This window comes from Rhodoferax sp. U2-2l (assembly GCF_020594515.1).
In the GTDB taxonomy this organism is placed as follows: domain Bacteria; phylum Pseudomonadota; class Gammaproteobacteria; order Burkholderiales; family Burkholderiaceae_C; genus Rhodoferax.
In genome coordinates this window covers 239,948-254,156 of sequence record NZ_JAJCTH010000004.1, presented here as the reverse complement: position 1 = coordinate 254,156, position 14,209 = coordinate 239,948, and the positions used below count along the sequence as shown (strand labels likewise).

Genomic DNA, 14,209 nt, shown 5'->3' with positions numbered 1-14,209 from the left:
AAAAAAGCGCAGAATACCGCAAATTTTGGTCGACAATCAAAATGTAAACGATTACATTCATAACCACAGAACCTGTGAAACGCACCCTAACCAGCAAGGAGACACGGATGGAAACCATGACAACCGCCTGCATCAAACTGAATGCCCGGGCCAGCAACAAAACCGAAGCGGTGCGCCTGGCCGGCCAACTGCTGGTGGACGCGGGTTACATCGCTTGCGACTATGTGGAGAGCATGCTCAAACGCGAGGAAGTGGCCAACACCTTTCTGGGCGCGGGCGTGGCCATTCCGCACGGCATGGTGGAAGACCGGCACCACATTCATCACACCGGCGTGGCGGTGGTGCAGTTTCGTGGCGGCGTGGCCTGGAAAGACGGCGACCAGGCGCAGCTGGTGGTGGCGATTGCCGCCAAATCGGACGAACACATCGTGCTGCTGCGCCGCCTGACGCGCCTGATGCAGCGGCCCCAAAGCATCAACACCCTGGTCACCACCAATGACCCGCAACTCATCGTCAGCACCCTGGCCGACGAGCCCGTGCCGGTGGCCGCACCGCCCGTTGACGTGCCCGAGTGGCCCGCCGACGCACACACCGACTGGACGCTGGACTACCCCAACGGCCTGCACGCCCGCCCGGCCACCCGCTGGGTCGACACCGCCAAACGTTTTGCCTGCGACATCCGCGTCTACAAAGCCCAGGAGTTTGCCGACGCCAAGGCGCTGACCGGCCTGCTCTCGCTGGGTGCCACCCGGGGTGACAGCCTGCGTTTTGCCGCCCGTGGCCCGGACGCCCGCCGCGCGGTGGACGCGCTGCTGGATGTGGTGCGCGCCTTGTCTTCTGAGGAAAAAGCCGACGCCGAGCGCGCCCGCCGCAACGCACTCGCCGCCCGCCGCAGCAGCCCCGACTGGCTGCCCGGCAGCAGCCCGCAAGCCATCTACGGCATTGGCGCCAGCCCGGGCCTGGCCATTGGCACGCTGGTGCGCCATGTCAGCCACCAGTTTGACGTGCCGGACCGCCCGGGTGACGTGGTCGCCGACGGCGAGGCGCTGGAGGCCGCGCTGCTGGCCATCGGCCAGCAACTGCAGGCCTTGGAAGCACAGACCCGCACCCGTCTGGGCGCCACCGAGGCCGCCATCTTTGCCGCGCACCGCGAGCTGATCGCCGATGCCGACCTGCTGCGCGATGCCATGGCCAGCATCCTGCGCGGCCATGGCGCGGCCTGGGCCTGGCAAAACGCCTTGCAGGTCCGCGTCGAGAAACTGCAGGCCGTGGCCGACCCGCTGCTGGCCGCGCGTGCGCTGGATTTGCGCGATGTAGGCGAGCGCGTGCTGGCCCACATGCTGGGCATCGAGCGCCAAAGCCTGGTGCTCAATCAGCCCACCATCCTGGTGGCCGACGACCTGACGCCGTCTGACACCTTGCAGCTGGACATGAAATTTGTGGTGGGCCTGGCCATCAGCAGCGGCGGGCCGACCTCGCACACCGCCATCCTGGCGCGCACGCTGGGCCTGCCCGCCGTGGTGGCCGCTGGCAGCGCCTTGCTGGCCGCACCGGAAGGACAGGTCGCGGTGATCGACGGTGGCCTGGGCGCGGTGTATCTGGAGGTGTCGCAGGCCGATCAGGACGCCGCCGCCGCGGTGATTGCCCGCCAACTGGCCACCCGCAACGCCTTGCGCGAGAGCCGCTATTTGCCCGCTACCACCACCGATGGCCACACCGTGGAAGTGGCGGCCAATGTGGCCAACGCCAAACAAGCCAGCGTGGCCATCGAAGCAGGTGCCGAGGGTGTGGGTCTGATGCGCACCGAGTTCCTGTTCCTGGAGCGCACCACCGCCCCGGACGAAGAAGAGCAGTACCGCGTCTACCGCGACATGACCGAAGCCATGGGCGGGCGCACGCTGATCATCCGTGCGCTGGACATTGGCGGCGACAAGAAGGTGCCCTACCTGAACCTGCCCAAGGAAGAAAACCCCTTCCTGGGCGTGCGTGGCGCCCGCCTGCTGCTGACCCGACAAGACCTGCTCTACACCCAGCTGCGGGCGCTGTACCGCGCCGCCGCCCACGGCCCGATCCGCATCATGTTCCCGATGGTGACGCACACCAGCGAGATCGAAGCGCTGCGTGAGCACTGTGAACGTGCCCGCGCCCAGGTCAACGGGCCGCAACTCAAGATCGGCATCATGGTCGAGGTACCTGCGGTGGCGGTGATGGCGGACAAGTTTGCGCCACTGGTGGACTTTTTCTCGGTCGGCACCAACGACCTGACCCAGTACACCCTGGCGATTGACCGCCAACACCCGGCGCTGGCCGCGCAGGCCGACAGCCTGCACCCCGCCGTGCTGGACCTGATCGCCCGCACCGTGGCGGCTGCCAAAAAACACGGCACCTGGGTCGGCGTCTGCGGCGGGCTGGCGGGTGACCCGCTGGGTGCCCGCATCCTGACCGGCCTGGGTGTCGATGAACTCTCGATGAGCGCGCAGGATGTGGCCGCCGTCAAAGCCACCCTGCGGGGTGATTCTTTCACCGCCATGCAATTGCTGGCACAACGTGCGCTGGCCGCTGGCAGCGCTGACGAGGTACGCGCACTATGAACCCCTCACTGCACAACACCCCTCCCCGCGTGATCGCGGTGGCCCTGAATCCGGCGCTGGACCACACGTTGGAAGTCAACAGCTTGCGCGTGGGCGAAGTCAACCGCGCCCTGCGCATGCAGGTGGACGTGGGCGGCAAGGGCATCAATGTGGCGTCTTGCCTGGCCGACTTTGGCATCCCCAGTGCCGTCACGGGCCAGATCGGGCGCGACAACGCGGCCCAGTTCGAGACCCTTTTTCACGCCAAAGGCATCGACAACCGGTGCTTTTACCTCGATGGCCTGACCCGCATCAACACCAAGGTGGTGGACGCCTCCACCGGCGACACCACCGACATCAACATGCCCGGCCCGACGCTGGAGCCCGAAGCCATTGAAGCGCTGATGGTGCGGCTGCTGGCGCGCATGGACGGCCTGGTCAGCCCGGGCAGCTGGGTGGTGGCCTCCGGCAGCCTGCCGCCCAACTGGCCGGCCGACACCTACGCCCGGCTGATCACCCATGTGCACAGCCTGGGCGCCAAGGTGCTGCTGGACGCCAGCGGCGCCGCGCTGGCCGCGGGCCTGGCCGCCGCGCCCGACATCATCAAGCCCAACCGCGCTGAACTGGCCGAGCTGATTGGCCACGCCCTGACCGACACCGCCTCGGTGGTGGCCGCGGCGCGCGCGCTGCTGGCCCGGCCCAACGCCCCCGGTACGGTGGTGGTGTCGATGGGTGGCGAAGGCGCCCTGTTTGTGACCCGGCAAGACGCGCTGCTGGCCCACCCCATTCCCACCGAACTCATCAGCACCGTGGGCGCGGGCGATGCGATGGTGGCCGGCATCGTGGCGGCGCAGATCGCCGGGCTGGCCTTGCCCGAAGGCGCCCGCCTGGCCACGGCGTTTTCAGCGGGCAAGCTGGCCCGACTGGGGCCCCATTTACCGTCCCCGGACACCGTGCGGGCGCTGGCCCAAATGGTGCACATCAGCTCCCTCGGCTGACCCAGCCGCCACCTCCTCCTCCAAGCAAAAAGGAACCACACCATGGCAAAACTAGTCGCCGTGACCGCTTGCCCCACCGGCATCGCTCACACCATCATGGCCGCCGAGGCCCTGCAGCAGGCTGCTGACCGCACCGGTCACAGCATCCAGGTTGAAACCCAAGGCTCGGCCGGTACCCGCAACACCCTGAGTGCCGACGACATCGCCGCCGCCGACGCGGTGATCATTGCCGCAGACACCCAGGTCAGCACCGAACGTTTTGCCGGCAAAAACCTGTTGGAAGTGGGCACCGTGGCCGCCATCCGCGATGCAGAAGCGGTCATTCGCCGCGCGCTGGACCAGGTCCAACCCGCCGCCGCAGCCACCGCGGCACCCGCCACTGTGGCCAAGGTGCGTGACCCGGCGCTGCCACAGATTGTCGCCATCACCTCCTGCCCCACCGGCATCGCCCACACCTTCATGGCCGCCGAAGGCCTGGAGAGTGGTGCCAAAGCCAACAACTACAGCATCAAGGTCGAAACCCAAGGCTCGGTCGGTGCACAAAACACCCTCAGCGCGGCTGACGTGGCCAACGCCGAGATCGTGCTGATTGCCGCCGACACCAATGTGGACATGAGCCGCTTTGCCGGCAAACGCATTTACGAGACCAGCACCAAGGCCGCCATCAAGGACGGCGCCGAGGTGGTGCGCACCGCCATGAAAGAGGCCAAAGTGGCCAGCGCCGCCACTGGCGCAGCCTACGCTGACCAGGTCAAGGCCGCCAAGGCGCAGCAAAGCGCCAGCCGCACCGGTGCCTACAAACACCTGATGACCGGTGTGTCGTACATGATCCCGTTTGTGGTGGCCGGTGGTCTGTTGATCGCCCTGGGTTTTGCGCTCGGCGGCATTTACGTCTACGAAGACGCCAACAAGGGCACACTGGCCTGGACGCTGTTCACGATTGGCGCCAAGAGTGGTTTTGCGTTGATGGTGCCGATTTTGGCGGGCTTCATCGCCCACTCGATTGCCGACCGACCCGGCCTGGCCCCGGGCATGATCGGCGGCATGATCGCCGCGTCCATCGGTGCCGGTTTCATCGGTGGCATTGCGGCGGGTTTTCTGGCCGGTTACACCGTCAAGTTCCTCAACGACAAGATCCAGCTCGGGCGCAACCTGGACGGCTTGAAGCCGGTGCTGATCCTGCCGCTGCTGGGCACCGCCATTGTGGGCTTGCTGATGTATTACGTGGTGGGTGAACCGGTGTCAGTTGCCCTGGCTGCCATCACCACCTGGCTCAAAGGCCTGCAAGGCTCCAATGCGATCTTCCTGGGTCTGCTGCTGGGTTCGATGATGGCCTTTGACATGGGCGGCCCGGTCAACAAGGCGGCCTACGCCTTTGCCACCGGCCTGATCGCCAGTGAAGTTTATGCCCCGATGGCCGCTGTGATGGCCGCCGGTATGACCCCGCCCCTGGCGCTGGCCCTGGCCACCGTGCTGTTCAAGAACCGTTTCACCGTCGATGAGCGCGAGGCTGGCAAAGCCACTGCCGTGCTGGGCATTTCCTTCATCACCGAAGGCGCCATTCCGTTCGCCGCCAAAGACCCGCTGCGTGTCATCCCGGCGCTGATGATTGGCTCGGCCGTGGCCGGTGCGCTGTCGATGGTGATGGGCAGCGAGCTGCGTGTGCCGCACGGTGGTGTGTTTGTGCTGCCGATCCCCAACGCCGTGACCCACCTGGGCGCCTACCTGCTGGCCATCGTGGCCGGTACCGTGGTCAGCGCCCTGGCGCTGGGCGCACTGAAGAAGCCACTGGCCTCAGCCACCGCTTAACCGCTACCGGCAACAACTTGGCCCCGAGGTGCTGTGATCCGGCGCCTCGGGGCCTTTTTGTTGGGCGCAGCCCGGCTTGAAGCGGCTCAGTCATCCGCGGCGTACGCGCTCAGCACCCGCTGCGCCACCAGGTCCAGCGCGGGTTTGACGTTGCCTTGTTTGTCGGTCCAGGCCTTGGGCGTGAGGCTGCCCGCCAGCGCCACCGAGTCGCCATCACGCAAGCCCAACAGCGCAGCACAGGGCGCATCGTCAAACGCAATCACGTTGACGATCAGGTTCTCACCGTCACCCGCCTGCGCCCGCACCTTGGCCACCACAAAGCGGCTCTCGCCCTTGCCCGTGCGCTGCTCCGGGTCACCCAGCAGGCGGCCTGCGATCAAACCATCGATCATTCTTTATCCCTTCAAAAACTGGCTCATGGCCTGATGACATCCCGGCGGCCACGCCAGCCAGTCGGGTGGTTTGAGTATGCCCTGAGTACACATCCATGCCAGGATGCTTACGTCACGTCAATGACGTACGATCCATCCGTACTGCTGTATGCATATTGAAAATAAACTGCCATTAACCTTGAATCGTTATATGTTTCATGGCACATTCGGTATGCATATTGCATATAAATACCCATGCGTTCATCTGGCATTCAATCCCGCCTAGGCCATGCACAATGGTCGCTCAAGCCGCAAGACCTGGCCATGGCCTTCAAGCTGGTGTGTCTGGCCGGGCAAAAGCTGTCCTACCTGGCGCTGGCGCAGAGCATGCACATGTCGCAGTTTGAAGCCCATGCCAGCATGGCAAGGCTTCGTGCGGCTCGTTTGTTGACCGAGGTGAACGATGCCCCCGCACTGGTCATGGCGGCATTTCGGCCACTGGTGCTTTGGGGTGCGCCCTACTTTTTCCCGGCGGTGCGGGGCGAAGTGACCATGGGTTTTCCGACCGCCTATGGCGTGGAACCCCTCAAATCAAAAGTGCTGTTTGCCGATGAACTGCCGCCTGTGTGGCCGCATGCCGATGGCACCACGCGCGGCAGTGCGCTGCTGCCGCTGTATCCCAAGCTGCCGCTGGCCGCCCGCGCTGACCCGCCCCTGTACGAGTTGCTGGCCCTGTTTGACGCCTTGCGCATGGGCCAGGCGCGTGAACGCGAGCTGGCCCGCCAACTGCTGGAAGAGCGATTGCGCTGATGGCTGCGCTGAACAACCCCCATCTCGCCATTCTGGAACTGGTGGCACAGGCGCTTGGCCCCGTCTGTGACAGCGTGATTTTTGTCGGCGGCTGCGCGACGGGTCTCCTGCTCACGCAAGAGCGGCCAGACCGCATCCGCATGACCGAAGATGTCGACATCGTGGCTCAAGCCCTGACCGTACATGATTACCACGCGATCGAAAAACAAGTGCGCGCCCGTGGCTTTTGCAACGATATGCGCCCCAAAGCGCCCATTTGCCGGTGGGTGTACCAAAACGTCACCCTAGACCTGATGCCCACCGTGAAAAACATCCTGGGCTTTGCCAACCGCTGGTATCCACTGGCGCTGGAAACTGCCCAGCCGATGACGCTGCCTAGTGGCAAAACCATCCGGCTCATCTGTGCACCGGTGTTCATAGGGACCAAACTGGAGGCCTTCAAGGACCGAGGCATTGATGCCCATGGCAAGCCGGATTTTCTGGGCAGCCATGACCTTGAAGACATCATCACCGTGGCTGACCGGCGGCCTGAGTTACTGGCGGAATGCCTCGCTGCGCCGCCCGGCTTGCGCGCCTATCTGGCGGCAGAATTCCAGGCGCTGTTTGCCAACCCTGAGTTTGAACAAGCGCTGTCTGGCCATTTGCCCGGTGATGCCTTCAGCCAGCAACGCGCCAAACCACTCGTCAACACCTTAAGCGAACTCTGCAAACTTTCATCATGACCTCAACCCTCTGGCAACACCCCATTTCCGTCGAAGCCATCACCGCCCTGAGCGCCAACACGGCGGTCAGCCATCTGGGCATTGAGTTCCTGGAAGTGGGCGACGACTTCATCACCGCCCGCGTGCCGGTGGATGCGCGCACGCGCCAGCCATTTGGCCTGTTGCACGGCGGGGTGAGTGTGGTGCTGGCCGAAACGCTGGGCTCGGTGGCGGCCAATTACGCCTGCCCGAGCGGGCACCAGGCTGTCGGCCTGGACATCAACGCCAACCACCTGCGTGGCGTGAAAAGTGGCTGGGTCACCGGCACGGCGCGAGCGGTGCACATCGGGCGCACCACCCAGGTCTGGCAGATTGATATACGCAATGACGCGGGCGAATTGACCTGCGCCTCACGCATCACCATGGCGGTGCTGGCGCCCAAGTAGTTACGCTGTCAGGCCAGATCAAAGCGGTCGGCGTTCATCACCTTGGTCCAGGCGGCGACGAAGTCCTGCACAAACTTGGCCTGGTTGTCGTCCTGGGCGTAGACCTCGGCGTAAGCGCGCAGGATGGCGTTGGAGCCAAACACCAGGTCCACCCGGGTGGCCGTCCACTTCACAGCACCAGTCTTGCGGTTCACGATCTGGTACGCATTGCGGCCGGTGGGCTTCCAGGTGTAGGCCATGTCGGTCAGGTTGACGAAAAAGTCGTTGCTCAACACACCTTCACGGTCGGTGAACACCCCGTGCTGGCTGCCACCAAAGTTGGTGCCCAGCACGCGCATGCCACCCACCAGCGCGGTCATCTCATGCGCGGTCAAGCCCATCAACTGGGCGCGGTCCAGCAGCAGTTCTTCGGCGGTAACCACGTAGTCTTTTTTGAGCCAATTGCGAAAACCGTCTGCCACAGGCTCCAATGCGTCGAACGAGTCGACATCAGTCATGGCTTGCGTGGCGTCACCCCGGCCCGGCGCAAACGGCACGGTCACGTCAACACCGGCTGCACGCGCGGCCTGCTCGATGCCGGTATTGCCCGCCAGCACAATCACGTCGGCCAGGCTGACGCCGCTCTCCTGCGCGATGTTGCCCAGCACGGCCAGCACCCGGGCCAAGCGCGCCGGCTCATTACCGTCCCAGTCTTTTTGCGGGGCCAGACGGATGCGCGCACCGTTGGCACCGCCGCGTTTGTCTGAGCCGCGGAAGGTGCGGGCACTGTCCCAGGCGGTGGCAACCCGGTCGCTGATAGACAGGCCGCTGGCCAGGATCTTCGCCTTGATCACCGCCACGTCATAGTCGGTGCGGCCAGCGGGCACCGGGTCTTGCCAGATCAGGTCTTCGGCGGGTACTTCAGGGCCGATGTAGCGGGCTTTGGGGCCCATGTCGCGGTGGGTCAGCTTGAACCAGGCGCGGGCAAAGGTTTCCGAGAAATACGCCGGGTCTTTGAAGAAGCGCTCCGAGATCTTGCGGTACTCGGGGTCCATTTTCATGGCCATGTCGGCGTCGGTCATGATGGGGTTCAGGCGGATGCTGGGGTCTTCCACATCCACCGGTTTGTCTTCCTCACGGATGTTGATCGGCTCCCACTGCCAGGCGCCAGCCGGGCTCTTTTTGAGTTCCCAGTCGTAACCCAGCAGCAGCTTGAAATAACCGTTGTCCCATTGGGTGGGGTGGGTGGTCCAGGCGCCTTCGATGCCGCTGGTGACGGTGTCGCGGCCCACGCCACGGCTGGTGTGGTTGTTCCAGCCCAAGCCTTGTTCTTGCAGCTCAGCCGCCTCGGGCGCAGGGCCCAGATTGGCTGCGCTGCCCTTGCCGTGCGCCTTGCCCACGGTGTGGCCGCCCGCCGTGAGGGCCACGGTTTCTTCGTCGTTCATGGCCATGCGCTCAAACGTCACGCGCACGTCGCGGGCGGTTTTGAGTGGGTCGGGTTGGCCGTCCACACCTTCGGGGTTGACGTAAATCAGGCCCATCATCACCGCGGCCAGCGGGTTGTCCAGGTCGCGTTCGCCAGAGTAGCGACTGCCTTCGCTGCCGCTCTTGGCCAGCCATTCTTTTTCAGAACCCCAGTAGGTGTCATGTTGCGGGTGCCAAATGTCCTCGCGGCCAAAGGCAAAGCCGAAAGTTTTCAGGCCCATGGATTCATAGGCCACGTTGCCCGCCAGCAGCATCAGGTCGGCCCAGCTGAGCTTGTTGCCGTATTTCTTTTTGATGGGCCAGAGCAGGCGGCGCGCCTTGTCCAGGTTCACGTTGTCGGGCCAGGAGTTCAGCGGTGCAAAACGCTGGTTGCCCGTGCCACCACCGCCCCGGCCATCGGCCGTGCGGTAGGTGCCCGCCGAGTGCCAGGCCATGCGGATCATCAGGCCGCCGTAGTGGCCCCAGTCGGCAGGCCACCAGTCCTGGCTGTCGGTCATGAGGGCGCGCAGGTCGGCCTTGAGTGCCGCCACGTCGAGCTTTTTGACTTCTTCACGGTAGTTGAAGCCCGGGCCCATCGGGTTGGTCTTGCTGTCGTGCTGGTGCAAGATGTCTAGGTTCAGCGCGTTGGGCCACCAGGCCATGTTGGATTTGCCGGTGGCGGTGTTGCCACCATGCATCACCGGGCATTGGCCGGCAGGGGTCGGGTTGTTGTTGTTCATGGTCATCTCCTTATGGGTGGGTCAACTTGGCTTTGCAAGCCAGCCGTCAGTGTAGAGACCCTCGGGCGCGCGCATGATCGTTTTTCCAAATCGTCGCCATAGGGTCAGCGCGGCTGGAGCCGCAGCAACCTGCCCTGAGCACTGTCCGTCAGCAAGTAGATCAGCCCATCCGGGCCCTGGCGCACGGCGCGAATGCGCTCGCCCAGGTCTTGCAGCAATTTCTCTTCACCCGCCACCTGGCCGCCCTGCAGCGTGAGCCGGGCCAGGTATCGAAATTTCAGCGCGCCCACCAGTAAGCTGCCCTGCCACGCCCGGCCATACCGCGCACTGGTGACAAACGCCATGCCAGACGGGGCAATCGACGGCGTCCATTGGTACACCGGCTGCGCCATGCCGGGGTGCGTCTGGAGACCTTGGCCAATGGGCCCGCCACCATATTGTTCGCCGTAGGTGATGACCGGCCAGCCGTAGTTTTTGCCGGGTTGGGGCCGGTTCAACTCGTCACCGCCTTGCGGGCCATGTTCAACGGTCCACAGCGCACCGTCCGGGCCCCAGGCCGCACCTTGCACGTTGCGGTGGCCCCAGCTCCAGATCTCGGGCAGCGCACCGGCCTGGCCCATGAGCGGGTTGTCGGGCGGGATGCGGCCGTCTTTGTGGATGCGCACCACCTTGCCATGGTGGTTGTCCAGCGTCTGGGCATCGTGCATGCGGTGGTACCGGTCCCCCAGCGTCAGGAACAGTTTGCCGTCGGGGCTTTCCACAATACGGCAACCAAAATGCGCGTTGCCTGACACCTTGGGCTTCTGACTGAACAGCACCCGCACGTTGTCCAGACGGCTGGCGTCGTCAGACAGCCTGGCCGACGCCAGCGCGGTGGACGACACATTGCCGCCAGCCCCGGGCTCGGTGTAACAAAAGTAGAGCGTGCGGTTGACGGCAAACTGGCTGTCGGCCAGCACGTCCAGCAGCCCGCCCTGGCCTGCCGCGTGGATCGGCGGCAGCCCGGCGATGGCCGGACCCACCTGGCCGGTGAGCGTGACCAGCCGCAAGCGCCCGGGCCGCTCGGTCACCAGCAGGCGTTGCGCGTCAATGAACGTCAACCCCCAGGGGTGCGCCAGACCCCGGGCCACCACGTCTGGCTGCGGCTTGGCCCCGGCGGCGGCGGGCGCTGACCCTGCGACCACGGTCGGGGCCACCTGGGCGTTGGCCGACAAGGCACCCGCGGCGGTGCACACCCACCACACCAAAAGCTGCTTCGCCGTCATGTTTGCCCCCTCCGTACTACTCGGTTGTTCGAAGCAGCCCCTTCATCTGCCCCTGCGCAATCACGTGGCCGTGGGCGGCTGCCTTGGCCAGCCACATCATGCCCAGGTTGTCATCCTGCGGCGCGCCTTGGCCGTGGATATAGCAATGGGCCAGCCACTGCATGGCATCCGGCTGGTTTTGCTGGGCCGCCAGCTGAAACCAGTAAAACGCGGCTTTGGGTTTGCCCGCGATCAAAAAAAACTGTCCCATGTCGTTTTGCGCCCCGGCATCACCCGCGTCCGCCAGGCAGGCCAACTGCTTGTCTTGCGGCGCCATGGCCACACCCATATAGGGTTCAACGTCATCCCACAACAGCATGGCCCGGCCACGCCCATCGTCCGCCACACGGGTCACCTCGGCCGCCGTCACACGCCGCCACCAGGTGCGACGGCTCAGGCCGGTGATGGCGCTGGCGGAATCGATGCTGAGGGTGGCTGAAGGCATGCGCTGGATGATATGCCAGCAGCCTCAGAGTGCCGAGGGTGTGTGCCCAACGCAGTTTGTCACAGCAATACCCTGTGCCAGACCCACCCTGGCATCGCCCGGCACAGTGTGACGCTGTGACAGCGTGGCCCATGAAACGGCCAAAACACGTTCGATGACACAGAAAACCCCAAAAAATGTGGCATTGGCAGACTTTTTGGGCAATTGGCAGAGTGGCACAGAAGATGCTGTAAAGACTGCGTGCCCGGTGTCTTTTTTCTTAACTTCTGGAGTTCAACATGAAACGTTCCATGCGTGCCGTACAAAAGGGTTTCACCCTGATTGAGTTGATGATTGTGGTGGCGATTATTGGTATCTTGGCGGCGGTGGCGCTGCCGGCTTATCAGGATTACACGGTGCGGGCCAAGGTGTCTGAAGTGATTTTGGCTGCTTCAGCAGCAAAGGTTACGGTTGCCGAAGCAGCAGCTGCCGCAGGGGGTACGTCAATGCCGAGTGCTGTATCCATCGAATCAATGTCATCGAAGTATGTCGCCAAAACTGAGTACGCAAATGGTGTAATTACTGCAACAGCTCAAGGCGACTCGAATATTAGTACCAAAACAATCACGATGACAGGCACGCTCGCAAGTAATGGTCAAGTTACTTGGGTATGTGGAGGAGATATTCCTTCAAAGTATCGCCCAGCATCTTGCAAATAGTATTAAATATGATTTTCTTAAAAGCCCCCGTTTAGGGGGCTTTTTTATTTCATGCCTAATAAGATATTTTCAGTCAGCACAACTACTTTCATTTGAAAAAATTTAAAACATGAAAGCACTGAACGAATTTATCCATAAATTGACAATTATTGACGTATGGGCGTTGCTTATCGCACTAGGCTGGCTCTTACCCAATCATTATTTACCTTGGATCACTTTTCACACTGACGGATGGATCGCCTGGATGATGGCAATAGCCGGGGCAGGCCTAATTTTTCGGATTCGTCATGAAGTAGAGTGGACGAGTTTAATTGCATGTACAGCATTAACAGCAACTATACCAATATTACAATACGCGACCGGATTGTTACCATTTTCTGGCCAAGCTTGGGTTAGCAGCGCCTATCTAATCGGTTTTACAATCTGCATATTAATAGGTTATCGCTGGGAGAAGATTTTTTCCGGGCAAGCTGCAAATTCTATTTTTATAGCCATTTCTTTCGCCTGTCTCATTTCTGTTGGTATGCAGTTATACCAATGGCTTTCGCTTGATGGTCTAGATCTTTGGATTGTTTATATGGCTGGCAATAGGCCATTTGCGAACTTGGTACAACCCAATCAATTAGCGACTTTTTTATTCTGGGGACTAGTATGCACTGGTTGGTTTACGCATAGAAATAAAATTAGCATGTCAACCGCTGTTCTAATGTCAATGTTTTTTTTATTTGGCATTGCATTGACAAGATCGCGCACTGCAACATTTGCAATTATCTTTAGTTTGGCAGCTGCTTGGCATTGGCGTGCTCTGTGGTATTCGAAGATCAAATTCCAAATACTAATTGGTCTTTTGTTGTTTTTTGTAGCGTCTCAACTTTCCATTGGATTTATTAGCAATGCACTTTTGCTAAGTCAACCTTTCGATGAAATCGCCCGAATCGCTGGGACCGGCTTACGACTAGACGCCTACAAACTTTTTGTTGATGCGGCGATGCAGCGTCCGATCTTTGGATATGGTTGGACTAATTTGGGTGCTGCACAAATGTTGGTTGCAGAGCATCACGTACAGTTAAACGGCATATTTCAACACACCCATAATTTATTTCTTGATTTGATATTATGGGCAGGTATACCCATTGGATTAATTTTAAGCGTATTTTTATTACATTGGTTTTACATTCAGTACAAAACGGTCGTTACCGTTGAAGATGCCTTGCTTTTATTATTTGTTGGCTCCTTCTGGTGGCATGCAATGCTTGAGTTACCGCACCAATATGCATACATGTTACTGCCCATTGGAATAATAATGGGAACTCAAGAAGCGAGGACTCGAAAGTTAATATTGTTTCGCACCCATTATTTGACTTTCACGTTTTTGTGGGCTGTAACAACTGCATTACTGACATTTATTACTTATGATTATTTTAAAATGGAAGCTGATTTTCAAGCATTAAGGTTTGAGCGCTCTTACGGAATGCAGAAACCAGTTAAAGTTCCCGAAACCTTTGTGCTCTCACAACTAGAAGCCTTTATCAAAATGGGGAGAATGAAAGCACGTCCAGGTATGAGTCACGAAGATATTGAATGGATGCATAAAACTGCCGATTCGTTTCCAAGTCCAGCCAACCAATATGCCTATATCGCAGCACTAGCATTAAATGATCAGCCTGATTTGGCTAAAAAACGGATGAGAATTTTGCAAAAAGTGATGTCAACTGTCGATTACGAAGAATTAGGAAATATATGGAAATCGCAAAGCAAAGTAAATTTAATACTATCTAAGACGGAGTGGCTCCCGGTTGTAAATCAGTAGAATTGGGATTAGACTCATATGATAATTGGGGCCAGATTCCAATTAATTCAGCTTACCCAACCAG

Annotated in this window: 12 protein-coding genes; 8 read left to right on the top strand and 4 right to left on the bottom strand. The window is 60.8% G+C overall.

The genetic code is table 11. The features are described from left to right. Window positions 1-107: 107 nt before the first annotated feature. The 3 genes from ptsP to LHU53_RS05750 are packed head-to-tail and all read left to right on the top strand — an operon-like array spanning window position 108 to window position 5,377. Window positions 108-2,591, top strand: a complete 2,484-nt coding sequence (gene ptsP, locus LHU53_RS05760) for a phosphoenolpyruvate--protein phosphotransferase (protein WP_370632227.1) — start codon at window positions 108-110, stop codon at window positions 2,589-2,591. Beyond that, window positions 2,588-3,568, top strand: a complete 981-nt coding sequence (pfkB, locus tag LHU53_RS05755) for a 1-phosphofructokinase (protein ID WP_227331206.1) — start codon at window positions 2,588-2,590, stop codon at window positions 3,566-3,568. The genes ptsP and pfkB overlap by 4 nt, the downstream gene beginning before the upstream one ends. Before the next feature lie 42 nt (window positions 3,569-3,610). Continuing rightward, window positions 3,611-5,377 (top strand): PTS fructose-like transporter subunit IIB, encoded by a 1,767-nt coding sequence (locus LHU53_RS05750; RefSeq protein WP_227331204.1) that lies wholly within the window; start codon window positions 3,611-3,613, stop codon window positions 5,375-5,377. 86 nt (window positions 5,378-5,463) lie between these two features. Here the strand turns inward: LHU53_RS05750 and LHU53_RS05745 are convergent, their stop codons facing one another. Next, entirely contained in the window at window positions 5,464-5,769 is a 306-nt protein-coding gene (locus LHU53_RS05745) for a single-stranded DNA-binding protein (protein ID WP_227331202.1), read from the bottom strand. Window positions 5,770-6,003: 234 nt separating this feature from the next. Here LHU53_RS05745 and LHU53_RS05740 point away from each other — a divergent pair, with 234 nt between their 5' ends. The 3 genes from LHU53_RS05740 to LHU53_RS05730 are packed head-to-tail and all read left to right on the top strand — an operon-like array spanning window position 6,004 to window position 7,705. Further along, the gene (locus tag LHU53_RS05740; RefSeq protein ID WP_227331200.1) at window positions 6,004-6,558 is read left to right on the top strand and encodes a hypothetical protein; all 555 of its coding nucleotides are present in this window, start codon (window positions 6,004-6,006) and stop codon (window positions 6,556-6,558) included. Beyond that, window positions 6,558-7,280 (top strand): hypothetical protein, encoded by a 723-nt coding sequence (locus tag LHU53_RS05735; protein WP_227331198.1) that lies wholly within the window; start codon window positions 6,558-6,560, stop codon window positions 7,278-7,280. The genes LHU53_RS05740 and LHU53_RS05735 overlap by 1 nt, the downstream gene beginning before the upstream one ends. Then, entirely contained in the window at window positions 7,277-7,705 is a 429-nt protein-coding gene (locus tag LHU53_RS05730) for a hotdog fold thioesterase (RefSeq protein ID WP_227331197.1), read from the top strand. Before LHU53_RS05735 ends, LHU53_RS05730 begins: the two co-directional genes overlap by 4 nt. Window positions 7,706-7,713: 8 nt before the next feature. Here the strand turns inward: LHU53_RS05730 and katG are convergent, their stop codons facing one another. The 3 genes from katG to LHU53_RS05715 form a co-directional block, all read right to left on the bottom strand. Beyond that, on the bottom strand, window positions 7,714-9,888 hold the full coding sequence (katG, locus tag LHU53_RS05725) for a catalase/peroxidase HPI (RefSeq protein ID WP_255631921.1): 2,175 nt from the start codon (window positions 9,886-9,888) through the stop codon (window positions 7,714-7,716). 104 nt (window positions 9,889-9,992) lie between these two features. After that, entirely contained in the window at window positions 9,993-11,153 is a 1,161-nt protein-coding gene (locus LHU53_RS05720) for a PQQ-dependent sugar dehydrogenase (protein WP_227331194.1), read from the bottom strand. Window positions 11,154-11,169: 16 nt separating this feature from the next. Next, complete coding sequence (locus LHU53_RS05715) at window positions 11,170-11,637, bottom strand: tetratricopeptide repeat protein (RefSeq protein ID WP_227331193.1); 468 nt, start codon at window positions 11,635-11,637, stop codon at window positions 11,170-11,172. Between the two features lie 278 nt (window positions 11,638-11,915). Between LHU53_RS05715 and LHU53_RS05710 the strand changes: the two genes are divergently transcribed. After that, window positions 11,916-12,335 carry a pilin gene (locus tag LHU53_RS05710; protein WP_227331191.1) on the top strand — a complete coding sequence of 140 codons (420 nt, stop codon included), beginning with the start codon at window positions 11,916-11,918 and terminating at the stop codon, window positions 12,333-12,335. 109 nt (window positions 12,336-12,444) lie between these two features. Then, window positions 12,445-14,145 (top strand): O-antigen ligase, encoded by a 1,701-nt coding sequence (locus LHU53_RS05705; protein ID WP_227331190.1) that lies wholly within the window; start codon window positions 12,445-12,447, stop codon window positions 14,143-14,145. Window positions 14,146-14,209 lie beyond the last annotated feature (64 nt).

Bases quoted from the DNA above. Each gene is read 5' to 3' on its own strand.
- ptsP (WP_370632227.1), top strand. From the start codon at position 108: ATGGAAACCATGACAACCGCCTGCATCAAACTGAATGCCCGGGCCAGC.
- pfkB (WP_227331206.1), top strand. From the start codon at position 2,588: ATGAACCCCTCACTGCACAACACCCCTCCCCGCGTGATCGCGGTGGCC.
- LHU53_RS05750 (WP_227331204.1), top strand. From the start codon at position 3,611: ATGGCAAAACTAGTCGCCGTGACCGCTTGCCCCACCGGCATCGCTCAC.
- LHU53_RS05745 (WP_227331202.1), bottom strand. From the start codon at position 5,769: ATGATCGATGGTTTGATCGCAGGCCGCCTGCTGGGTGACCCGGAGCAG.
- LHU53_RS05740 (WP_227331200.1), top strand. From the start codon at position 6,004: ATGCGTTCATCTGGCATTCAATCCCGCCTAGGCCATGCACAATGGTCG.
- LHU53_RS05735 (WP_227331198.1), top strand. From the start codon at position 6,558: ATGGCTGCGCTGAACAACCCCCATCTCGCCATTCTGGAACTGGTGGCA.
- LHU53_RS05730 (WP_227331197.1), top strand. From the start codon at position 7,277: ATGACCTCAACCCTCTGGCAACACCCCATTTCCGTCGAAGCCATCACC.
- katG (WP_255631921.1), bottom strand. From the start codon at position 9,888: ATGAACAACAACAACCCGACCCCTGCCGGCCAATGCCCGGTGATGCAT.
- LHU53_RS05720 (WP_227331194.1), bottom strand. From the start codon at position 11,153: ATGACGGCGAAGCAGCTTTTGGTGTGGTGGGTGTGCACCGCCGCGGGT.
- LHU53_RS05715 (WP_227331193.1), bottom strand. From the start codon at position 11,637: ATGCCTTCAGCCACCCTCAGCATCGATTCCGCCAGCGCCATCACCGGC.
- LHU53_RS05710 (WP_227331191.1), top strand. From the start codon at position 11,916: ATGAAACGTTCCATGCGTGCCGTACAAAAGGGTTTCACCCTGATTGAG.
- LHU53_RS05705 (WP_227331190.1), top strand. From the start codon at position 12,445: ATGAAAGCACTGAACGAATTTATCCATAAATTGACAATTATTGACGTA.